This is a genomic window from Burkholderia sp. NFPP32, from assembly GCF_900119325.1.
GTDB classification, from domain to species: Bacteria; Pseudomonadota; Gammaproteobacteria; order Burkholderiales; family Burkholderiaceae; genus Burkholderia; species Burkholderia pyrrocinia_C.
This window is the reverse complement of sequence record NZ_FPJP01000006.1, coordinates 271,512-292,362: the sequence shown is the minus strand read 5'-3', so window position 1 is coordinate 292,362 and position 20,851 is coordinate 271,512. Positions and strand designations below refer to the sequence as shown.

The 20,851-nt window shown below is 65.7% G+C and carries 23 protein-coding genes and 1 pseudogene; 10 read left to right on the top strand and 14 right to left on the bottom strand.

Annotation, left to right across the window (positions count from 1 at the left end; all coding sequences use genetic code 11):
• Positions 1–6: 6 nt before the first annotated feature.
• From BT264_RS15270 to BT264_RS15265, 3 genes are all read left to right on the top strand, one after another.
• Positions 7–414, top strand: coding sequence for an Hsp20/alpha crystallin family protein (locus BT264_RS15270; RefSeq protein WP_072437745.1), 408 nt, complete (start codon positions 7–9; stop codon positions 412–414).
• A gap of 78 nt (positions 415–492) precedes the next feature.
• Entirely contained in the window at positions 493–672 is a 180-nt protein-coding gene (locus BT264_RS38175) for a hypothetical protein (RefSeq protein ID WP_143156742.1), read from the top strand.
• Positions 673–722: 50 nt separating this feature from the next.
• Positions 723–1,286: an Hsp20/alpha crystallin family protein gene (locus BT264_RS15265; RefSeq protein ID WP_072437746.1), complete on the top strand. Its 564-nt coding sequence runs from the start codon at positions 723–725 to the stop codon at positions 1,284–1,286.
• Between the two features lie 159 nt (positions 1,287–1,445).
• On the opposite strand, the gene BT264_RS15260 is transcribed toward BT264_RS15265, so the two are convergent.
• The gene (locus BT264_RS15260) at positions 1,446–2,525 is read right to left on the bottom strand and encodes an extracellular catalytic domain type 1 short-chain-length polyhydroxyalkanoate depolymerase (protein ID WP_072437747.1); all 1,080 of its coding nucleotides are present in this window, start codon (positions 2,523–2,525) and stop codon (positions 1,446–1,448) included.
• 787 nt (positions 2,526–3,312) lie between these two features.
• Here BT264_RS15260 and BT264_RS15255 point away from each other — a divergent pair.
• The 4 genes from BT264_RS15255 (at position 3,313) to BT264_RS15240 (ending at position 6,254) form a co-directional block, all read left to right on the top strand.
• A complete protein-coding gene (locus BT264_RS15255; RefSeq protein WP_034184581.1) occupies positions 3,313–4,119 on the top strand; it encodes a transporter substrate-binding domain-containing protein in 807 nt (268 codons plus the stop codon).
• A 65-nt stretch (positions 4,120–4,184) separates the two neighbouring features.
• Positions 4,185–4,871 carry an amino acid ABC transporter permease gene (locus BT264_RS15250; RefSeq protein ID WP_034184580.1) on the top strand — a complete coding sequence of 229 codons (687 nt, stop codon included), beginning with the start codon at positions 4,185–4,187 and terminating at the stop codon, positions 4,869–4,871.
• Positions 4,868–5,518 (top strand): amino acid ABC transporter permease, encoded by a 651-nt coding sequence (locus BT264_RS15245; protein WP_072437748.1) that lies wholly within the window; start codon positions 4,868–4,870, stop codon positions 5,516–5,518. The genes BT264_RS15250 and BT264_RS15245 overlap by 4 nt, the downstream gene beginning before the upstream one ends.
• Positions 5,505–6,254 carry an amino acid ABC transporter ATP-binding protein gene (locus BT264_RS15240; protein ID WP_072437749.1) on the top strand — a complete coding sequence of 250 codons (750 nt, stop codon included), beginning with the start codon at positions 5,505–5,507 and terminating at the stop codon, positions 6,252–6,254. Before BT264_RS15245 ends, BT264_RS15240 begins: the two co-directional genes overlap by 14 nt.
• A gap of 71 nt (positions 6,255–6,325) precedes the next feature.
• Here BT264_RS15240 and BT264_RS15235 read toward each other — a convergent pair whose 3' ends face one another.
• Positions 6,326–7,303, bottom strand: coding sequence for an AraC family transcriptional regulator (locus BT264_RS15235; RefSeq protein ID WP_072437750.1), 978 nt, complete (start codon positions 7,301–7,303; stop codon positions 6,326–6,328).
• A 94-nt stretch (positions 7,304–7,397) separates the two neighbouring features.
• On the opposite strand from BT264_RS15235, the gene BT264_RS15230 reads away from it, so the two are divergent.
• Both BT264_RS15230 and BT264_RS15225 read left to right on the top strand, forming a co-directional pair.
• A complete protein-coding gene (locus BT264_RS15230) occupies positions 7,398–8,231 on the top strand; it encodes an oxidoreductase (RefSeq protein ID WP_072437751.1) in 834 nt (277 codons plus the stop codon).
• 160 nt (positions 8,232–8,391) lie between these two features.
• Positions 8,392–9,228, top strand: coding sequence for an alpha/beta fold hydrolase (locus BT264_RS15225; protein ID WP_072437752.1), 837 nt, complete (start codon positions 8,392–8,394; stop codon positions 9,226–9,228).
• A 292-nt stretch (positions 9,229–9,520) separates the two neighbouring features.
• Here BT264_RS15225 and BT264_RS15220 read toward each other — a convergent pair whose 3' ends face one another.
• The 3 genes and pseudogenes from BT264_RS15220 to BT264_RS15210 all read right to left on the bottom strand — a co-directional run.
• The gene (locus BT264_RS15220; protein WP_072437753.1) at positions 9,521–9,793 is read right to left on the bottom strand and encodes a hypothetical protein; all 273 of its coding nucleotides are present in this window, start codon (positions 9,791–9,793) and stop codon (positions 9,521–9,523) included.
• A 598-nt stretch (positions 9,794–10,391) separates the two neighbouring features.
• The gene (locus BT264_RS15215) at positions 10,392–11,159 is read right to left on the bottom strand and encodes a YitT family protein (protein WP_256260634.1); all 768 of its coding nucleotides are present in this window, start codon (positions 11,157–11,159) and stop codon (positions 10,392–10,394) included.
• Between the two features lie 22 nt (positions 11,160–11,181).
• A pseudogene (locus BT264_RS15210) lies at positions 11,182–11,373 on the bottom strand (aminotransferase class IV); the annotation flags it as partial.
• Between the two features lie 191 nt (positions 11,374–11,564).
• Between BT264_RS15210 and BT264_RS15205 the strand changes: the two are divergent.
• Positions 11,565–12,713 carry a porin gene (locus BT264_RS15205; protein WP_072437754.1) on the top strand — a complete coding sequence of 383 codons (1,149 nt, stop codon included), beginning with the start codon at positions 11,565–11,567 and terminating at the stop codon, positions 12,711–12,713.
• Positions 12,714–12,804: 91 nt separating this feature from the next.
• Here the strand turns inward: BT264_RS15205 and rfbB are convergent, their stop codons facing one another.
• From rfbB to BT264_RS15160, 9 genes are read right to left on the bottom strand one after another with little or no spacing between them, the layout of a single operon-like run.
• Complete coding sequence (gene rfbB, locus BT264_RS15200) at positions 12,805–13,809, bottom strand: dTDP-glucose 4,6-dehydratase (protein ID WP_072437755.1); 1,005 nt, start codon at positions 13,807–13,809, stop codon at positions 12,805–12,807.
• Positions 13,806–14,690, bottom strand: a complete 885-nt coding sequence (gene rfbD, locus BT264_RS15195; protein WP_072437756.1) for a dTDP-4-dehydrorhamnose reductase — start codon at positions 14,688–14,690, stop codon at positions 13,806–13,808. Before rfbD ends, rfbB begins: the two co-directional genes overlap by 4 nt.
• Positions 14,687–15,259, bottom strand: coding sequence for a dTDP-4-dehydrorhamnose 3,5-epimerase (gene rfbC / locus BT264_RS15190; protein WP_072437757.1), 573 nt, complete (start codon positions 15,257–15,259; stop codon positions 14,687–14,689). The genes rfbD and rfbC overlap by 4 nt, the downstream gene beginning before the upstream one ends.
• Positions 15,256–16,152: a glucose-1-phosphate thymidylyltransferase RfbA gene (gene rfbA / locus BT264_RS15185; protein WP_072437758.1), complete on the bottom strand. Its 897-nt coding sequence runs from the start codon at positions 16,150–16,152 to the stop codon at positions 15,256–15,258. The genes rfbC and rfbA overlap by 4 nt, the downstream gene beginning before the upstream one ends.
• Positions 16,153–16,193: 41 nt before the next feature.
• A complete protein-coding gene (locus BT264_RS15180; protein ID WP_072437759.1) occupies positions 16,194–17,573 on the bottom strand; it encodes an MFS transporter in 1,380 nt (459 codons plus the stop codon).
• Positions 17,570–18,289, bottom strand: a complete 720-nt coding sequence (locus BT264_RS15175; protein ID WP_072437760.1) for an ABC transporter ATP-binding protein — start codon at positions 18,287–18,289, stop codon at positions 17,570–17,572. Before BT264_RS15175 ends, BT264_RS15180 begins: the two co-directional genes overlap by 4 nt.
• Entirely contained in the window at positions 18,286–19,068 is a 783-nt protein-coding gene (locus tag BT264_RS15170) for an ABC transporter ATP-binding protein (RefSeq protein ID WP_072437761.1), read from the bottom strand. Before BT264_RS15170 ends, BT264_RS15175 begins: the two co-directional genes overlap by 4 nt.
• Positions 19,065–19,952, bottom strand: coding sequence for a branched-chain amino acid ABC transporter permease (locus BT264_RS15165; RefSeq protein ID WP_072437762.1), 888 nt, complete (start codon positions 19,950–19,952; stop codon positions 19,065–19,067). Before BT264_RS15165 ends, BT264_RS15170 begins: the two co-directional genes overlap by 4 nt.
• On the bottom strand, positions 19,945–20,838 hold the full coding sequence (locus BT264_RS15160) for a branched-chain amino acid ABC transporter permease (RefSeq protein WP_072437763.1): 894 nt from the start codon (positions 20,836–20,838) through the stop codon (positions 19,945–19,947). The genes BT264_RS15165 and BT264_RS15160 overlap by 8 nt, the downstream gene beginning before the upstream one ends.
• Positions 20,839–20,851 lie beyond the last annotated feature (13 nt).

The following is a 20,851-nucleotide window of genomic DNA, read 5'->3' as shown; positions in this document are numbered from 1 at the left end:
ACGATCATGACTGACACGACCCAACTGGCCGAACGCGACCAATCAACCGTAGCACGTCGCGACACTGAACTGCCCACGCGCCGGATCACTCTCGTCCCGGCCGTCGACATATACGAGGACAGCCAGGGCGTCACACTTTGGGCGGATCTGCCCGGTGTGACGAAGGACAAGCTGGACGTCAAGGTTCATGACAGCAGCCTCTCGATCGAAGCCGAGGCGGTGGTGCCGACGCCGGCAAACCTGCGGCTGCAACATGCCGAGGTCCGCGAACCGCACTTCGCCCGGACGTTCACGCTGTCACCGGACTTCGATACGTCAAAGATCGAGGCGAGCCTCCAGGATGGGGTGCTGAAGCTGACGATCCCACGCCGCGACGAAGCGCGCCCGCGGCGCATCGAAGTCAAGTCCACCTGACCGTCAGCAACGGCAGGTCAGAAGCAGCGGCGGGAGCGATCGCGCTGCCGCCGCTGCGAATCAGGAGCAGTGGCACCGGTGTCTGATGTCATGCAGGAGTCCTGGAAAGAACATGCGATCCGCATCCGTACGATTCCCGTGCGAAAGATCGTGACGCGCGCGGCCGAAACGCAACGCGACGCGGTCTGGTCCGCGGCGAAACTGATCGATCGCGGCGTGCTTGGAGCAGTCGGAGGTCAGGGCGCGCTCGCTACCTGATGGGCTGGGCGCCACGCACAAAGCAGGTTGAAGCTGAATCGGAGGACGCTATGGATAACGATCTGAAAAAGTGGAATCCCTTCAAGTTCCTTCGCGGGGCTGCCCGCCAGTCCGATGCAGAAGGCCCGGAAAGCCCGCCGGCAAGCGAACAGTGGCGGGCCCCGTGGCCTGACATTCCGCGACTGTTCTCACGCGAACCGTGGCGTGCAGTGGAGGAGTTCTTTCACGACCCATTTGCGGGCCGTGGCGCGCTCGAACGATGGTTTGGCGATTTCAGTTCATCGCGCTTCCAGCCGCGCATCGACGTCGTCGATGAAGGAAAGGTGCTGCGCGTGACCGCCGAACTGCCTGGAATGGAGCGCGAAGATCTGACGGTGAGCGTCGAGGATGGGGTAATCGTGCTGCGCGGCGAGAAAAAGCAGGATGTGCGCAGCGAGGAAAACGGCTGCTACCGGCTGGAGCGATCGCATGGAAGCTTCATGCGCACGATCCCGATGCCGAAAAACGCCGACCCCGACCACACCTTGGCGAAGTTTGACAACGGCGTACTCACGTTGACCGTGCCGAAATCGGAGCCGGCGCACACTGTGAGTCGCACGATCGATATCGGCTAGGGCAAGCACGGAAAGTGACACGGTGGAGGGCGGATATCGAACGCAACGAATCCATGGATGACGGTCGCCAGCCGAGGTAGAAGGGTCGTTACGGAAATGCATGAAGCTGGAGACACTCGACGCATATCGCGCTGCTTATCCCATGATACGGCGGACGCTTCATGCCGCGCCGCGCCGCTGCCGGCGAAAAAAATCCCACAGCATCGCCGTCGCGTCAGGGCCCTTGTCTGAATGAAACGCTTCGCGAGGGTCGCCACCGCTCCATGCGTGACCGAGGCCTCGAACGATGCAGATCCTCACGACGAGCCGGCCGGTCTTCAGAAAGTCCACGTAGTCGACCGCATCGCGAGTGTACGTTCGCTGTTCGCCGACGCGTAGCTCGCCTTGCGCATCGACCAGCCGGTTGAGCCGTGCAAATTCGATGCCGAGCTGTGCGGCGTTGCGCTTCGCGACAACGACATCGAGCTCACCGTGGACGATGATGGCAGGCATGCCCGGATAGCTGGATACGTCGACCGACGCCTCGATCAGGCGCAGCGGATCTTCACGACTGCCGTTACGCATGACGCGCATGGCGGTCATGGCGGAACTGGTGACACCGAACACCGGGCCCGAATGTAGACCGACGGCGGCAAAGAGCGCGGGGTAGTGAATCCCTAGAACCGCAGCGAGACCGGCTCCCGCCGAGATGCCCGCGAGATAGACGCGCTGATGGTTGAAGCCGTGTTCCCGGACGGTCGCCGCGACGAGCGATGCGACGGCAGGCGCCTCGGAGTGCGTCAGGTTCTCGTGCCAATGCCAGCATCGGTGAGGGTGCGTGGTCTTCGCCTGCTCGGGAAGCAGCACCGCAAAACCGGCCCGATCGGCGAGCCTGCAAATGCGCGTGCCGGCGGCGAACGACTCCACGGTCTGCCGGCAACCATGCAGCATGACGACGAGGGGCAGCCCCGTCGGCGACGCCGCGGTAGCCGGCAGATACAACGCGTACGTGAGATGGTTGACGAGCCGACCGGCCAATGGCGGCGCGGAGTGAAACGAGCGTATCCACCGACCGGCCGTCCGCATCGATGGAGGGCGACCCGTGCGCGGTTTGCCGACGCGCTTCGCGGCGACCGGGCGAGCGGTCTTGACCGTCGACGGCTTGCGCGCGACGGTTTTCCTCTTCTTCGGCCGCGAGACCGTCAGGCTGGAGAGCAGACGGAGACCGCTGAGCCAGACGCTGGTCTTTTTCCTGGGCATGGAGGCTTGCAGCAAGGCTTCGCTGTCGATGTCACGCGTCGATGGCGGGTTTGCGTTCGACCCCGAACGACACCCCGCATACTAACGCAGAGCCGCGCGCGGCGGGCAGGCGAAGCCGCGACCCATCCAGGTGAGCGTTGAATCGGCGGCTGTATTGGCGCGCGTGTCGGGCAGGGCCGGGCACGCATTCCAGTCCGAACTCGTCGCGAGTCGGTCCGCCGCGCTCGAGTCGCCGATCGGCGAAAACGATGTGTTGCCCCTGCATGCTTGCGCTGAGCAAAAGCGGAATGTGTCTCGGATCGTTCGGTGGTTGGCAGGACTATCGAAAGGCGGCGATTCGAAACGGGACCTGCCTGAAGCGTAATCGGACCGACGGTCTGCCGCGATTCCGCCGTGCGTTACCGGACAACGAAGGTGACTGGCGAGCCGGGGCCGCCGAAGCCCGCGGATGCCGAACGCGCTGGACTTTCGTCTGACTCTCCGATTTCGATGTTTCGCGCATTCCGGATCGACCGATGGGAGCCGGCGTGTCCTTCCGCGACCGCCGGCCGATTCGTCTGGTCAGACTGGTCGGATGGTTTGGTGCATGGGCGCGCGCCGCGAACGGGCAACCGCGGCATTCGGCATCGAATCATGCACCGAAATGAGGAATGTGTTTCGGCATATGTGGAGGCTATTGCCGGCAATTGAAGCGTTAAGCGGGGGTGGCCCGGTTTTTGCTGAAGTGGGCATGGCCGCGCAACGGTTGCGCGCTGCCCGACGACAGACGAGACAAGGAAGACTCACCGTGAATTCGATCACCCGACCGTTCCCCCGACGCGCATGGCTGGCTGCGCTGATTGCCGCGCCCGTAATGGCGCTGTTTGCCGCCGCGCCCGCGCGCGCCGACGCGCTCGACACCATTGCGAAAAGCGGCGCGCTGCGCGTCGCGGTGCCGGAGGACTATCCGCCGTTCGGCTCGGTTGGTACGGACATGCAGCCGCAGGGCTACGACATCGACATGGCCGAACTGCTTGCGAAATCGCTCGGCGTGAAGCTGAAGCTGGTGCCCGTGAACAGCGCGAACCGGATTCCGTATCTGACGACCAACAAGGTCGACATGGTGATCTCGTCGCTCGGCAAGACGCCGGAGCGCGAGAAGGTCGTCGACTTCTCGACCGCCTACGCACCGTATTTCCAGGGCGTGTTCGGGCCGGCCGACGTGAAAGTGAGCACACCCGCCGACTTGAATGGCAAGACGGTCGGCGCTACGCGCGGCGCGCTCGAGGAGATCGCGCTGTCGCAGCTCGCACCGAACGCGACGATCAAGCGCTTCGAGGACAACAACGCGACGATCCAGGCGTTCCTGTCCGGGCAGGTGCAGCTGATCGCGGCCGGCAACATCGTCGCGGCAGCGATTCTCGCGAAGAATCCGCCGCGCCGGCCCGAGGTCAAGTTCGTGATCAAGAATTCGCCGTGCTTCGTCGGCGTGAACAAGAACGAAGCACGCCTGCTCGCGAAGATCGACGACGCGATCGCACATGCGAAACAGGACGGCACGCTGAGCGCGATGTCGAAGAAGTGGCTCGGCCAGCCGTTGCCTGCCGGCCTGTGAGCGATCGCCGCCGTGCCTGCGACGGCGCGGCGATCGTCGTCTGAACCCGAACCTTCCCATCTGTCATGAGCTATCAGCTTCGATTCGGCGAGCTCGCCGAATACGCCGGCATGTTCGCGAGCGGCGCGGCGACGACGTTCGCGCTGACCGCCGTCGCGACCGTGCTCGGCGTTTCGATCGGCGTGCTCGGCGCGGCCGCGTACAGCGCCGATGCGCGCGCGGCCGTGCGGCTGCGCCCGTTGGTCGGCGCGTACGTCGAGGCGATTCGCAATACGCCGTTCGTCGTCCAGCTATTCTTTATCTTCTTCGGATTGCCCGCGCTCGGCGTGCATATCGACGAATACACGGCCGCGATTCTCGCGATGACGCTGAATCTCGGCGCGTACTCGGTCGAGATCGTGCGCGCGGGCGTCGCCGCCGTGCCGAAGGGGCATCTCGAGGCGGCCGCCGCGCTTGCGATGTCGCGCGCGCAGATGCTGCGTCACGTCGTGTTGCCGCAGGCGCTCGCGAAGGTGTTTCCGGCGCTCGCGAGCCAGATCGTCATCACGATGCTCGGCTCGGCCGTCGTGTCGCAGATTTCGGTGGCCGATCTCACCTATGCGGCGAGCTACATCCAGTCGCGCAATTTCCGCTCGTTCGAAACGTATTTCGTGATCGCGCTCGCGTATCTGGCGATGGCGCTGCTGCTGCGCGCCGCGCTTGGCTCGATGGGGCGCCGCCTGTTCTCCCGCCGTGTGCGAGGTGCGCGATGATCGATTTCACGTTCGGGCAGATTCTGGCAAACCTGCTGCTCGCCGCACGCTGGACGGTCGTGCTGTCGATCGTGTCGTTTCTGTCCGGTGGTCTCGTCGGCCTCGGGTTGCTTGTGATGCGCGTGTCGAACTCGCGCGTGCTGCGCAGTTGCGCGAAGCTGTATATCGAGGTGTTCCAGGGAACCCCGTTGCTGATGCAGCTGTTCGTCGTGTTCTTCGGCCTGCCGCTCATCGGTCTCGATGTGTCGCCGTGGGTTGCGGCCACGGCCGGCCTCACGTTCTTCACGAGCGCGTATCTCGCGGAAATCTGGCGCGGCTGCGTCGAGGCGGTGCCGAAAGGGCAGTGGGAGGCATCGGCAAGCCTCGCGATGAGCTACGTCGAGCAGTTGCGTCATGTGATCCTGCCGCAGGCCGCGCGCATCGCGATCGCGCCGACGGTCGGGTTCGGCGTGCAGGCCGTGAAGGACACGGCACTGGTGTCGATCATCGGCTTCACCGAGCTGACCAAGGTCGGCGTCGCGATCTCGAACGCGACGTTCCGTCCGTTCGTCGTGTACGGGCTCGTCGCGCTCATCTATTTCGCACTCTGTTATCCGCTTACCCGTTACGCGCGCACGTTGCAAAGGAGATGGAATGCCGCTCGTTGAAACCCGTGGTCTCGAAAAGAATTTCGGCACCCATCATGTGCTCAAGGGCATCGATTTCTCCGTCGAACGCGGGCAAGTCGTGTCGATCATCGGCCGCAGCGGCTCGGGCAAGAGCACGCTGCTGCGCACGCTCAACGGGCTCGAAAGCATCGACGCGGGCACGATCGCGATCGACGGCGAACGCGTCGACGCGCGACACGCGGACTTGCGTGCACTGCGGCTCAAGGTCGGGATGGTGTTCCAGCAATACAACCTGTTTCCGCATCTGAGCGCCGGGCAAAACGTGATGCTCGCGCAGTCGGTCGTGAAGAAGTCGCATCGCCAGCAGGCGCGCGCGATCGCGGAGCTGATGCTCGAGCGTGTCGGCCTCGGCGACAAATTCGACGCGTTTCCGGAACAGCTGTCGGGCGGTCAGCAGCAGCGCGTCGCGATTGCGCGCGCGCTCGCGATGAAGCCGAGCGTGCTGCTGTGCGACGAAATCACGTCGGCGCTCGATCCGGAACTTGTCGGCGAGGTGCTGGGTGTCGTCGAGCAACTCGCGCGCGACGACATGACGTTGATCATGGTCACGCACGAGATGAACTTCGCGCGCGCGGTGAGCGACAAGGTGGTGTTCATGCATCAGGGCAGGGTCTGGGAGAGCGGGACGCCGGAGGAGATCTTCGCGCGACCGGGGACGGTGGAGTTGAAGCGGTTTCTTGGAGGGCTCCAGAAGACGGAAGCGCTCGTGAACTGACGCCGGTCCGATCCGCGGATGTTCGTGATGGCGCTTGATCTGCTCCGGGCCGCTATCCGGCCACGCGCCTCTCAATGCGACGACACGAACACCGCATCCTCGAACGCCTCCGGAATCGCGAAGCTCTCGCGCATGCGCTGCGTTTCCTTGGCCGGTGTCAGGCCGAACAGACGCTTGAATTCCCGGCTGAACTGCGACGGGCTCGTATAACCGACCGCGTAGCCGGCCGCCTCGGCCGTCAGGTCCTGTCGCACCATCAGCAGCCGCGCCTGATGCAGGCGTGTCGACTTCAGGTACTGCATCGGCGACAGCTGCGTGATCGCCTTGAAGTGGCTGTGAAAGCTCGGCACGCTCATGCCGGCCTCGTCGGCCAGTTGCGATACGTCGAGCGGTTGCGCGTAATCGGCATGGATCACGCGCAGCGATCGGCCGATCCGGCCGAACTGCCCGCGCATCGCGAGTGCGCTGCGCATCGCGCTTCCCTGCGCGCCGGTCAGCACACGGAAATACAGCTCGCGAAGCAGCGCCGGGCCGAGCACCGCGGCTTCGAGCGGCTGCTGCATCGCCTCGACGAAGCGCAGCACCGACGCGTGCATCGCTGCATCCATCGGCGTAGACATCATGCTTCTGGGCGCCTGCACGTGTTCCGCCACGCCTTCGCGGTCGATCTGCGCCGCGAGTTCGGCGGCCATCGTGAAATCGAGGTGCAGATACAGCGCGAGAAGAGGGCGTTCGGGCGTCGCGTCGGTTTCCATGCTGAACGGGACGGGTACGGACACGGCGAGGTAGTGATGTTCGTCGTACAGATAGCGTTCGCCGCCGAAGTAGCCGCGCTTGCAGCCCTGGCAGACGATCACGATTCCCGGGTCGTACAGCACCGGCGTGCGCGATAGCGCGCGGTTCGAGCGCAGGATGCGCACGCTCGGCAGCGCCGTCAGGTTGTAGCCTTCGTCGGGCGCCAGCGCGCGCAGTAGCGCGACCAGGCGTTTGCGGTTTCGCGGTGATGACGACAGTGACGAATGTCGGGCGGAGGAGGGCTCGGCGCTCATAGTTTTGTGCAAGAAAATCAGCGGAATCGGGCTTATTCGACGTTGATCGTCAGACTAGTATGCATGCTTCAATCGACATTCGGGAGAAGCGAACATGGCATCCGGCAACATCATGCTCATCACCGGCGTCAGCAGCGGCTTCGGCCGCGCGCTCGCACAGGAGGCGCTCGCGGCCGGCTACACGGTGGTCGGTACCGTGAGAAGCGCGCCGGCGGCGCGGGAATTCGAGGCGCTGTCCGCGCAGTCGGCTTTCGCGCGCGTGCTCGACGTGACCGATTTCGACCGCATCGACGGCATCGTCGCGGAAATCGAAGCGAACGCCGGGCCCGTCGACGTGCTGGTGAACAACGCCGGCTACGGGCACGAAGGCATCATGGAAGAAGCGCCGCTCGCCGAGATGCGCCGGCAGTTCGACGTGAACGTATTCGGCGCGGTCGCGATGATGAAGGCCGTCGTGCCGTTCATGCGCGCGCGCCGGCGCGGCCGCATCCTGAACATCACGTCGATGGGCGGCCACATCACGATGCCGGGAATCGCTTACTACTGCAGCAGCAAATTCGCGCTGGAAGGCATTTCCGAAACCGTCGGCAAGGAGCTCGAGCCTTTCGGCATTGCGGTGACGGCCGTGGCGCCCGGTTCGTTCCGCACCGACTGGGCCGGCCGCTCGATGGCGCGCACGCCGCGCTCGATCGCCGACTACGACGCAATCTTCGATCCGATCCGCAAGGCGCGCGAGGAGAAGAGCGGCAAGCAGCTGGGCGATCCCGCGAAGGCCGCGCGGGCGATGCTCGCAGTCATCGCGGCGGAACATCCGCCCGCGCACCTGTTGCTCGGCAGCGATGCGCTGCGGCTGGTGCGAACCAAATTGTCGGCGCTGGAAGCGGAAATCCGTGCGTGGGAGGCCGTGACGGTGTCGACGGACGGTTGACGATCGGCGCACCGGCATCGCTCGCATCCCAGGCGTTTATCTCCCGTCAGTAGATGATCGGCAGTCGCGGCGCACCGTGGCATCACGGTTTCACAATAAAGGCAGATAATGGCTGCCGGCCGGTACGCCGAGTTCATCCACCTCACAGGAGTCAATCGCGATGCCATACGTCACTACGAAGGATAACGTCGAGATCTTCTACAAGGATTGGGGCCCGAAGGATGCACAGCCCATCGTCTTCCATCATGGCTGGCCGCTGTCTTCCGACGACTGGGATGCGCAGATGCTCTTCTTCGTTCAGAAGGGCTATCGCGTGGTTGCGCACGACCGGCGCGGCCACGGCCGGTCGGCGCAAGTGTCGGACGGCCATGACATGGATCACTACGCAGCGGACGCGTTCGCGGTCGTCGAGGCGCTCGACCTGCGCAAGGCGGTGCATATCGGTCATTCGACCGGCGGCGGCGAAGTGGCCCGCTACGTTGCGAAGCACGGCCAGCCGGCCGGTCGCGTCGCGAAGGCGGTGCTGGTCAGCGCGGTGCCGCCGCTGATGCTGAAAACAGAATCGAACCCCGAAGGCCTGCCGATCGACGTGTTCGACGGTTTCCGGAAAGCGCTCGCCGACAATCGCGCGCAGTTCTTCCTCGACGTGCCGAGCGGCCCGTTCTACGGTTTCAACCGGGCCGGCGCGACGGTGCATCAGGGCGTGATCCGGAACTGGTGGCGGCAGGGGATGGAAGGCAGCGCGAAGGCGCACTACGAAGGCATCAAGGCGTTTTCGGAAACGGATCAGACCGGGGACCTGAAGTCGATCACCGTCCCGACGCTCGTGCTGCATGGCGAAGACGACCAGATCGTGCCGATCGCCGATGCCGCGCTGAAGTCGATCAAGCTGCTGCAGAACGGCACGCTCAAAACGTATCCGGGTTATTCGCACGGCATGCTGACGGTCAATGCGGACGTGCTCAACGCCGACCTGCTGGCGTTCGTGCAGGCGTAACGGTGTCGGCAGGCGTCCGGCAGCGCCGTTGGAAACGGCTGCCGGATCGCCTGCCGCATCCTGCATTGCGATAGTCCTCGCCGAGTCCGTTCTTCGATTCCAGGTCCTTGAGCCGACGGGCGTCGGCCACATCCTGCCGCCGAACTTATCAATCGAAAGAAGCGCCGCGTTGCGGGTATGAGTGTGTCATGCCTCACCATTTTTGGAACTGCAATAGACAACGGGGCTGGATTGAAAAATGTAAATCCAGCCCCCGGCGCCGAATGTCAGAAATTTCCGGATTATTTAAAGTTTATCGAATGGCAAAGCGGGTGGCCGGAGAACCATTCGCGCAATTATTGCCGTAGATAAACATGTTCCTGTTTTCCGAGTATGCTGAGTAAATCAACGGATAAACTTCCTTGGCACTGAATGAATAGGCGCCGTCGCCAATGGTTACCAGCAGGTTGCCGGTCGTGTCGGTTTCGATCTTGTCGATCTTGCCGGCCTTGCAAAGTGCCTGTGCGGAAGCGTACGAGGAGGCGAACATCAGGGCTGAGAAAAGCACGGTCGCAATCTTGTTCATGTTTTTTCCTAGGATAGTAATGAGTGGAGTAACGCGGTTTGGTGCCGCATGGCCATGCCCGGAACTAAATGCCTGTTTTTCCGGATCGCTGATTCTCGAATGTCGAGAAGTCCGCGATGGCCTGGTCAAGAAAAAACTCGTGAGAATTAGTTTTAAAAATAATATTTCGCACCTCCTTTGCCTCATCGATTTGGAATCAAAATGCTGCGGCGCGGAACACAGGCTATTGATTGGATTCGATGGATTCCAATCGAATTAATTTATCGGCTTCTTGATTCGATAATTTTTTGAATTAACTCTGTTTTCGTAAATTTTCGGTGAGGCTGTTTTTATTTATTGATTGGTGTTGGAATTTGAATAATCGGCGATGAATATTGATTCGATGGTTGATGGTGTCGTGAGCGGGCAGGCGAGGCGCACGGGATCGACGCCGGAAATGTCGACGGTCAAGTGGAGCGGTGCGGGCCGGACCGGACTTCATGTCTTGCCGTGCACCGGAGACTTGCGTTCGATATGTTCAACGGCTGTCCCGTGCTTCCGTCGGCATGAGGCTGCCAATACCGGCTGGACGAGATGTGCCGGTATGTCGACCGGGCGCTCAGGGCGCGGTACCGGTATAGCGGCCCGGGCGATGCCATGCGACGACCATCGCGCTCATGGCGACGGCGCTGATCGCCGACCAGCCGACGCGATCGGCCTGAATGACCAGCGTGGACGTCAGCAGGATCATCGCGTCGATACACACTTGCGTAATACCGGCGTTGATGCCTCGCACGCGCTGCAGCCACAACGTGACGACACCGGTGCCGCCGACGCCCGCGCCGTGCCGCGCGAGCGCAAGAATGCCCATGCCGCACAGCGTGCCGCCCACCAATGCCGCGAACAGCGGGTTCACGAAGGCAATTTTCAGGGTCCGGGGCATCGCCGCGAGGGCGAACGTGATGCCGCAGCTCGCGATCGTCGATTTGATTGCGAAACGTGGCCCCATCACGAAGTGCGCGAAGATGAAGAATGGCAGGTTGACCAGCGTGAAGATCGTCCCCACCGATAATGGACAGAGGTACGAGACGAGCAGCGCAATGCCGGCGATCCCGCCGGTGACCAGTCCGGCCGCCTTGAGCAGGACGAGCCCGATAACCACAAAGGCCATGCCGACCATCATCCCGTAGATGTCTTCGAGCACGGAGTGCGGCGTTGCGCTTGTGTCGTGTGTCGGGATGGCGCCGGATACGGCGCCTGATTCGTGCTTCATGATGTCTGCAGCCACATCGGGACGGCGGATCGAATCCTCCCAGGTCGATCGCGCCGCGGGTTCCTGGTACGTGCCGATGTCTCCTGGCGGCGCGCCGTCAGGCAGCTTACCCACGCAAAATTATTTGGGCAAATAGCTCGAATGCGTAAGGCAACTCGTCGACGGCGATACCTTCACGCGTCGCCAGTTCGATAATCGACGCGCGCGTGACGCCCGGCAGGATCGCGCCCGACAGCGGCGGCGCGCGCAGCGAGCCGTCGTCCGGAACGAAGAACACGTTCATGCCACCTGGTTCCTCGATCCACTTGTGTCGCGCGGCGTCGGGAAACTGCTATCCGTTTTCCGTACCTCCAAACAGCCCCCGTTCCGAAGAGCACCTTTCCACGGCAGGGGACTAACAGCAGAAAAACGGCTCATTACACTGCGCCCGTTGCATCGCCGAGAGATCTCGACGCGGCACGCATACGCAGCGCACAAGCGTTGCGACCGGCAAACGAAAGACTTTGGGGGGAAATCGTCATGAACAAGCGTTGGGGGATCATCGCGCCCGCCGCCATGCTTGCTGCCGCCGCGCATGCACAAAGCAGCGTGACACTGTATGGCAAGATCGAGGACGGCATCAACTACACGAGCAATGCACGCGGCCACGGAACCGTGCAACTGCAGAGCGGCTACGATTACGGTAGTCGCTGGGGTATCAAGGGCACCGAGGACCTCGGCGGAGGCTACCAGGCGATTTTCACCCTCGAGAGCGGCTTCGACGTCAACAACGGAAAAATGAGCCAGGGTGGCCGGGAGTTCGGCCGCCAGGCCTTCGTCGGTATCGCGTCGGATCGTTACGGCACCGTGACGTTCGGCCGTCAGTACGATCCGAGCGTCGACGTTTTCTCGCCGCTCACCGCTAACGGCAACTGGACCGGCTATCTGTTCTCGCATCCGTACGACAACGACAACACGGACTACTCGTTCCGCGTGAACAACTCGGTCAAGTACGTGTCGCCCGTGTGGCACGGGATTACCGCGGAGGCAATGTATGGACTCAGCAACCAGGCGGGCGGCTTCGCGAACAACCGTCTGTATGGCGCCGCGCTGCAATATCAGCAGGGCGGGCTAACGGTCGGCGCGTCATATTTGAAGATCAACAACGCCCGCAATGCCGATTCGACCGGCGCGATTACCGGCGACAACACGTTCGACGCGTCGTCACAGCAGAACATCGGTATCGGCGTGAATTACGCGTTCTCGAATGCCCTCGTCGGGTTCACGTATTCGCACGTCGACGTCTACGATCCGACGTCGAACGCGTATTTCACCGGTACGACGCAGCCGGCGGGCGGTGCGTGGAAATCGTGGAAATTCGACAACTTCGAGGTGAACGGGCTCTATCACTTCACGCCCGCGTTCTATATCGGTGCTGCATACACGTACACGCAGGCTCGTGTCGCTTCGACGGTCGGCGCGTTCAATCCGAAGTGGCATCAACTGAGCACGAAGTTCAATTACGACATGTCGAAGCGGACGTCGGTGTTCGTGGAAGGCGTCTACCAGCACGCGATGAACGCGCACACCGGAACCGACTTCGACTACGCATACGTTCCGGGCGCCGCCGATATCTCGTCGGGCCCGAACCAGTATGTCGTGCGGGTCGCGCTGCTGCATCACTTCTGAGACCGGCGCCGTTCGCGGATGCCGCACACCGTGCGACGGCCCCGATCCGCATGACGGACGCGATGGGCAATGTCGAGTGACGTCAGGATGCCTACAGATACCAGTCGAGCGTCTTCAGGATGCCCGTCTCGAAGGTTTCCGCCGGCTTCCATCGAAGTTCGCGCTCGAGCTTGCCTGCGTCGATCGCATAGCGGCGATCGTGACCGGGGCGATCGGCGACGAAGTGCTTGAGGCGCGCGTGCGGCGCGCCCTGCGGCCGGCGCACGTCCAGCAGCGAGCAGATCAGGTCGACGATGTCGGCGTTGCGCCACTCGTTGCATCCTCCGACGTTGTACGTCTCGCCGACCGTGCCGTGCCGGATCACGGCATCGATCGCCCGGCAGTGATCGTCGACGTATAACCAGTCGCGGACGTTTGCGCCGTCGCCGTAGAGCGGAATGGGTACGTCGTTGACGCAGCTGCGGATCACCGTCGGGATGAACTTCTCGGCGTGCTGGCGCGGGCCGTAGTTGTTCGAGCAGTTGGTCGTCGTGACCGGCAGCCCGTACGTGTGGAAGTACGCGCGCACGAGATGGTCGGAGCCGGCTTTGCTGGCGGAATACGGCGAATTCGGCGCGTACGGCGTGGTTTCGGAGAACGGTGGATCGTCCGGCGCGAGCGATCCGTACACCTCGTCGGTGCCGATGTGATGGAAGCGGCGCTGCGCGTGCGCGTCGGCGTCCCGCCCCGTCATCCAGACCGTGCGCGCCGCGTCGAGGAGGGTCCAGGTGCCGACGACGTTCGCGCGGACGAATTCGCCCGGGCCGGTGATCGAGCGGTCGACGTGGCTCTCGGCGGCAAAGTGGACGATCGTGTCGATCGCATGGTCGCGCAGCAGGCTCTCGACGAGCGGCCGGTCGCAGATGTCGCCGAGCACGAACCGGTGGCGGCCGCTGTCTTCCGAGCCCGCGAGATGGTCGAGGCTGCCGGCGTAGGTGAGCAGGTCGAGATTGATGATCCGGACCTGCGGATCCGTCGCGAGCAGGTAGTGGACAAAGTTGGCGCCGATAAACCCGGCGCCGCCCGTGACGAGGACATGTTTCGGTCGATGGCTCATGAGGTTCGTTTCCAGGTATCGAGCACGTCGGCGAGCGCCGGGATCCAGCAGGGCGCCTCGATGCCGAAATGCTCGCGAATGCGGGTGCAGTCGAGTGCGGAGTTCGCCGGCCGCGGCGCCGGCAGCGGATAGGCGGCCGTGCGGATCGGGCGCACGAGCGGGATGCGATCGATGAGGCCGGCGCGCCGTGCCTGCCCGAAGATCGTCTCGGCGAAGCCGTGCCAGGTCGTGACGGGCGTGCCGCACAGGTGGTAGGTGCCCCAGCGCGTCGTGGCACCCGCGCGGTGGCGATCCGCGATCGCAAGCAGCGCGTCGGCGACCGCGCCGGCGTGCGTCGGGCCGCCGTACTGGTCGGCGACGACCGCGAGTTCGTCGCGCTCGCGGCCGACCCGCAGCATCGTGCGCACGAAATTGCCGCCGTGCGCGCCGAACACCCACGCGATCCGGAGGATCAGGTGCGCATCCGGCAGCCGCTGGCGGACCGCTTCCTCGCCTGCCCATTTGGTGTGCCCGTAGACACCGAGCGGCGCGACGCCCGCCGCTTCGTCGTACGCGCCTTGCGCGCGGCCGTCGAACACGTAGTCGGTCGACAGGTGCAGCAACGGGATGCCGGCCGCGGCGCACGCATCGGCGAGCGTCGCGGGGCCCGCGCAATTGGCGTGCCATGCGGCGTCGGGTTCGGTTTCCGCGCGATCGACGGCCGTCCACGCGGCCGCATTGATCACGAGCGTCGCGCGGTGCGTGGCGAGCGCATCGCGGACCGCTCGCGGATCGGCGATGTCGAGCTGCGCGCGGGATAGCCCGATCGCCGCTCGCGCACCCGCGCGCAGCAGGAGTTCACGACCGACCTGGCCGAGCGCGCCGGTCACGACGATCGTCATCGCAGGGCTCCGTGAAGGTCGGGCGACGCCTGCGCACGGTCGCGCAGGCGCGGCTGTCGGCGATCCTTGTCGGACAGCTCGAACGGCACGTCGAGCGCGGGCCATTCGATGCCGATGTCGGGGTCGTCCCACAGCACGCCCGCGTCCGACGACGGGTCGTAGTACGCGGTGCACTTGTACGCGAAGTCGGCCTCGTCGGACAGCACGCAGAAGCCGTGCGCGAAGCCCGGCGGAATCCACAGCTGGCGATGCGACACGTCGTCGAGCACGGTGCCGAACCAGTGCCCGAGATGCGGCGAACCGGGCCGGATGTCGACCGCGACGTCGTACACGGCGCCGCGCGACACACGCACGAGCTTGCCCTGCGGATGCCGGAACTGGTAGTGCAGGCCGCGCAGCACGCCGCGCCGGGAGCGCGAGTGGTTGTCCTGCACGAAGCCCGCGTCGACGCCCGCGTCGCGCAGCCAGGACTCGCGATAGCTTTCGACGAAAAAGCCGCGCGCGTCGCCGAAGCTCGCCGGTTCGATCAGCAGCACACCCGGCAGCGTCGTCTCGATGACGGACGTCATGCGGCGACCTCCTTGTTCAGTACGTCGAGCAGGTAGCGGCCATACCCGCTTTTCGACAGCGCATGCGCGAGCGCTTCGAGCCGTTGCGAGTCGATCCAGCCGAGCCGGTACGCGATCTCCTCGGGGCACGCGATCTGCAGCCCCTGGCGTGCCTGCATCACCTGGATGAAATTCGCCGCATCGAGCAGCGACTCGTGCGTGCCGGTGTCGAGCCACGCGTAGCCGCGGCCGAGGATCTCGACGTTCAGCTTGCCGTTCTCCAGATAGGCGCGGTTCAGGTCCGTGATCTCCAGCTCGCCGCGCGCGGACGGGCGCACCTCCTTCGCGAGCGAGACGACGTCGTTGTCGTAGAAGTAGAGACCCGTCACCGCGTAGTGCGATTTCGGTTCGCGAGGCTTCTCTTCGAGATCGATCGCCCGCCCGTGCTCGTCGAACGATACGACGCCGTAGCGCTCCGGGTCGCGCACGTAATAGCCGAACACCGTTGCGCCCGTCGTGCGCGCGGCGACGCGCTGCAGCAGCGACGACAGCGCCGGACCGTGATAGATGTTGTCGCCGAGCACGAGCGTCGCCGCGTCGTGCCCGATGAACGACGCGCCGATCACGAACGCCTGCGCGAGCCCGTCCGGGCTCGGCTGCACCGCGTACGAGAAATTCATGCCCCATTGTTCGCCGTCGCCGAGCAGTTGCCGGAACGCATCGAGATCGCGCGGCGTCGAGATGATCAGGACGTCGCGGATGCCGGCCAGCATGATCGTGCTGAGCGGGTAGTAGATCATCGGCTTGTCGTACACCGGCATCAGCTGCTTCGATACCGAATGCGTGAGCGGATGGAGCCGGGTGCCGGATCCGCCCGCCAGAATCAGTCCCTTACGGCCAGTCGCTGTGTGCATGATGTCCTCGCTGTGATGAAGAAGGGCGGCCCGCGTGCGCGTCAGCCCGGGTCGATGCGCCGGAACACGATCGCGAAGCCGGCCAGGTAGACGGCCGCGATCACCGCGAAACCGGCGGCGGTCGCGCGGTCCGGGTCGGCGATCGCGTGCAGCACGACCGACGCGATCGCGACGCCGACCAGCGAGCCGACCTGCCGGCTCGCGTTCAGCGATGCGGCGGCGAGATTCGCGTCCGCGGGGCCGGCCGACTGCATGACGACGAGATTCATCGCGGGGATTGCCTGGCCCGCGCCGAAGTTCGCGATGCCGACCGCGATCGCGAGCGCCGTGTAGGGCATCGCCTCGATGCCGATCAGCGCGGTGCTGCCGAGCGTGGCGAGCGCGAGGCCCGCGAGCAGCGTGCCGCGCGGGCCGAGCCGCGCGCTCACGCGGGCGGACGCGAGATTGCCGATGCCGAACATCGCCATCAGCGGAAACAGCTCGAAGCCGGCGCGCAGCGCGCTCGCGCCGCGCGTCTGCTGCAGGTAAAGGCTCAGCAGGAAGATTTCCGCGAGGATGCCGAAATTGATCGCGAGCCCGAGCAGGCCGCCCGCGACGAAGCGCGGGTTGCGCAGCAGCGCGGGCGACAGGATCCGGTGGCGGGCGCGACGTTCGCGCCACACGAATGCGGTGCCGGCAGCGAGCGTCGCGGCCGCGCCGGCGACGATGGCGGGCGAGCGCCAGCCGGCGCCCGGCCCCTCGATCAGCGTATAGCTGAGCGCCGCGAGCGCGAGCACGCCGAGCAGATGGCCGAACGTGTTCAGCGGGCCGGGATGGCGCGGCGAATGCCCGACGTGACGGCGCGTGAGCCACAGTCCGGCGAGACCGACGGGCAGGTTGACCCAGAAGATTCCGCGCCAGCCGATCGCGTCGACGAGCACGCCGCCGACGCACGGCCCGATCGCCATCGCCGCCGATACCAGTGCGCCCCAGATGCCGATCATCCGCGTGCGCAGCGGCCCGGCCGGAAACGCCAGCGTGAGCAGGCTGAGCGAGCTCGGCATGAAGAGCGCGGCACCGACGCCCTGCAGCAGCCGCGCGGCGACCAGCATGCCGCTCGTCTGCGCGGCCGCGCACAGCACCGACGCGGCGACGAACAGCGCGAGCCCGGCGACATAGATCGTACGCGGCCCGTAACGGTTCGCGAGCGCGCCGCCGAACAGCAGCAGCGCGGCGAAGCTGAGCGTATAGGCATCGACCACCCAGACGAGTGCCGTCAGCGACATGTCGAGACTCGCCTGCATCGCCTTCAGCGCGACGTTCACGATGGTCACGTCGAGCATCGCCATCACGAAGCCGCAGGCGAGCGCGATCATCACGCGCGCGGGCTGGGTGGCGGTCGCGCCGCTCGCGCCGGCAGCGGGGGCGGCGTTCGTGCTCATGCCGCGCGCCCGCCGAGATAGAGACGCCGCATCTCGTCGCTGTCGAGCAGTTCGGCCGACGTGCCCGTCAGCGCAACGCGGCCCATCGTCAGCACCACGCCGCGATCGGCGATGCGCAGCGCCTCGAGCGCGTTCTGTTCGACCATCAGCACTGCGATGTGCTCGGTGTCGCGCATCCTGACGATCGCGTCGAACACCTCGTCGACCATCTTCGGCGACAGGCCGGCCGACGGCTCGTCGAGCAGCAGCAGCACCGGGCGCGGCATCAGCGCGCGTGCGAGCGATACGATCTGCCGCTCGCCGCCCGACAGTGCGCCCGCGGGCGACCGGTAGCGGCGCCGCAGCACCGGGTATTGCTCGCACAGCTCCTCGATCCGCGCTTCGCGCGGGAACGCGGACATCGCGTGGCCGCCGAGCATCAGGTTCTCGCGAACCGTCAGCGCGCCGAACACGTTGTCGGTCTGCGGAACGAAGCCGATGTCGTACTCGCGGATCTTGCGGTATACCGGCACGCGTGCGATGTCGCGGCCGTGCATCGTGACCGCGCCGGCGCGCGGCAGCACGAAGCCGGCGATGGCCTTGAGGAGCGTCGACTTGCCGCAGCCGTTCGGGCCGAGGATCGTGACGATGTCGACCGGCCCGACGGATAGCGATACCCCGTGCAGGATGTCGATGTCGGGTGTGTAGCCGGCGATCAGATCGCGGACGTCGATCATGACACCCCCAGCGGACGGCGCGCATGCGCGCGGCCCAGGTAGGCATCGAGCACGCGCCGGTTGCTCTCGAGTTCGGCGGGACGGCAGTCGGCGATCGCGGCGCCGCGATCGAGCACGATGCAGCGGTCGCACAGCTCGCGGATGAAGTGCATGTCGTGCTCGATCACGACGAGCGTGACGCCCTGTCCGCAGATGCGGCGCAGTTCGGCGACCAGCTCGCCGCGCAGGTTGGGGTGGACGCCCGCGGTCGGTTCGTCGAGCAGCAGCAGCTTCGGCTCGGTCATCATCGCGCACGCGATGCCGAGCAGTTTCTTCTGGCCGCCCGAAATTGCCGCGGCGCCGAGCTGCGCGACGTGCGCGAGCTTCAGCTCTTCGAGCAGCGCGGTAGCGCGTGCGCGGGTTTCGGCTTCCAGCGCGCGCGTCGCACGACTGCGCAGCAACGCGGCGACAGGCCCGTGACGGGCCGACGACGCGGCCATCGCCAGCTCCAGCACCGACATGCGCGCGGGCATCGACGGCAACTGGAACGTCCGGCGGATGCCGAGCCGCGCGATCCGGTGCGGCGCAAGCGTGTCGATGCGGCGCCCGGCGAAGCGGATCGCACCGGCCGCGACGGGAGCGAAGCCCGTGATCGCATTGAGCGCCGTGCTCTTGCCCGAGCCGTTCGGACCGAGCAGCCCGACGATCTCGCCGTCGCCGACGGACAGCGTGAGGCCGGACAGCACGGTGTTGTCGCCGTAGCGTATCGTGACGCCTTCAAGATCGAGCAGGGCGCTCATGGGTGAACCTCCAGTCGTTCCGGCACAAGGCCGCGCGGGCGCCACAGTACGCATGCGAGCAGCATCAGGCCGACGAGGCCGAGGCGCACCGCGCCCGCGAGATCGCTGTCGACGCCGAGCCAGTCCTTCAGGAACGGCGCGACCGCGTAGACCACTTGCACGATGAGTGCGCCGGCCAGCACGCCCGCGTGGCTGCCGAGCCCGCCGACCATGACGATGGTCCACAGCGCGAAGGTTTCGGATGCCACCATCGTGTCCGGGCCGACGTAGCTGATGTACCAGGTGAGGAGCGCGCCCGCGAACGCCGCGGGCAGCGCCCCCGCGACGCTCGCCCGGGTCTTCAGCGCGACCGGGTCGTAGCCGAAGCAGACGGCGAGCGCGGGCTCTTCGCGCATCACCTTCAGCGCGCGGCCGAAGCGGCCGGTGGTCAGCAGCCGGCATGCGGCGTATGCGACGGCGAGGCCGCCGGCCGCGACGGCGAGGAACGCCAGGTCGGCCCACGGCGCGCGTAGCCCGGGAAAGAGCGGCGCGATGCCGCCGATGCCTTGCGCGCCACCCGTCAGCCAGCCTTCGTTCAGCGCGAACGTGCGCAGGATCTCGGCGATCGCGAGCGTCGCGATGCCCCAGTAGTCGGCCGACAGATGGCGGCCGAGCCGCGCGATCGCGACGGCCAGCACGCTCGCCGCGCCGGCCGCGAGCGCGAGCGCGGCCGGCAGCGGCCAGCCGAGCTGCGACGCGATGCCGGCGGCGTAGGCGCCGAGCCCCGCGAACGCGACGAAGCCGAAATTGACGAGCCCCGCGTAACCGGCCTGCAGGTTCAGGCCGAGTGCCATCGTCGCGTACAGGCACGCGACGGTCAGCAGATGGACGATGAAACTAGACACGACGCACCTCCCTGTCGAAGATCCCGTATGGCCGGAACACGAGTACGGCGAGCAGGATCGCGAACGACACGGCGCCGACGTATTCGACCGGAAAGAACGCGAGCGGCCGGCCGACCAGCCCGCCGAAGTCGACGTCGAGCGCGGTCGTTTCGGCGAACGCGATCAGGAGCGCGCCGGCCGCCGCGCCGAGCGGATTGCCGAGGCCGCCGAGGATGGCGGCGGAAAACACCGGGATCAGCAGCCCGTAGCCGAGGTTGACGTGCACGCTTTCGGTCGCGCCGAGCATCGTTCCGCCGAGCGCCGCGAGCACGCCGCTTGCGAACGTGATCACGTTGGTCACGCGCTGCGCGTCGATGCCCGTTGCGAGCGCGAGCGCGCGATTCGACGCGAGCGCGCGCATCGCGCGGCCGAGGCGGGTGCGGTACAGCAGCAGCGCGAACACGGCGAGCGCGACGGCGCCGCACGCGATCGAGCCCGCCTGCGCGGACGACATCGCGACGCCGCCGACCATCAGCGGCGGACGCACCGCCTGCGCATACTGCAGCGGCCGCGAGCCGGCGGCACCGAGCATCAGCGCGACGGCGAGCAGCGACACGGCGAGCGAACCGATCATCGCGACCGCGCTGCCCGAGCGCAGCAGCCGCGTGAACACGAACAGGTTCAGCAGCGTCGCGGCAAGGCCGACCAGAACGCACGACACGGCGGTCGCGAGCGCGAACGGCAGGCCCGCGCGCTCGAACCCGAGGGTCGCGAACGCACCGATCATCGCGTACTGGACGTGCGCGATGTTCGGGAAGCGAATCAGCGAATACAGCGTCGACAGGCCGACCGACACGAGCAGCAGGTCGGACGTGCGCATCAGGACATCGATCAGGAATTGCAGCATCGCGTTGCTCCCG